1 other RNA gene is annotated in these 491 nt (G+C 61.8%); it reads right to left on the minus strand.

Going from position 1 to position 491, the window contains the following annotated elements:
• Window positions 1-27: 27 nt before the first annotated feature.
• Window positions 28-489, minus strand: an RNA gene (gene rnpB, locus EF384_RS09635) — RNase P RNA component class A.
• Between the last annotated feature and the right edge of the window lie 2 nt (window positions 490-491).

A 491-nucleotide genomic window follows, 5' to 3' on the forward strand; every position in this document is an offset into this window, starting at 1 on the left:
GTTCTGTATGGCTCCGGCGTGAACCGGAACGTGGCAGCCATTCCTCTGGGACAGCGCTCGCACGCTGCCTCACGCAACCCACCCGGATGACTGGCCTGGAAACCGGCCGGAGAACCTTTCAGCCCGCCGCGTCATCCCTATTCGGTCTTGCTCCCGGTGGGGTTTACCGTGCCATATCCGTTGCCGGAGATGCGGTGGGCTCTTACCCCACCCTTTCACCCTTACCTGTCATGACAGGCGGTTTGCTTTCTGTGGCACTTTCCCTGAGGTCGCCCTCGCCGGNTGGGGTTTACCGTGCCATATCCGTTGCCGGAGATGCGGTGGGCTCTTACCCCACCCTTTCACCCTTACCTGTCATGACAGGCGGTTTGCTTTCTGTGGCACTTTCCCTGAGGTCGCCCTCGCCGGACGTTATCCGGCACCGTGTTTCCGTGGAGCCCGGACTTTCCTCACCTTACCGCCTTTCGGCATTGGTAAAGCGCGGCTGCCCG

This window comes from Aerococcus agrisoli (assembly GCF_003797145.1).
GTDB lineage: Bacteria > Bacillota > Bacilli > Lactobacillales > Aerococcaceae > Aerococcus > Aerococcus agrisoli.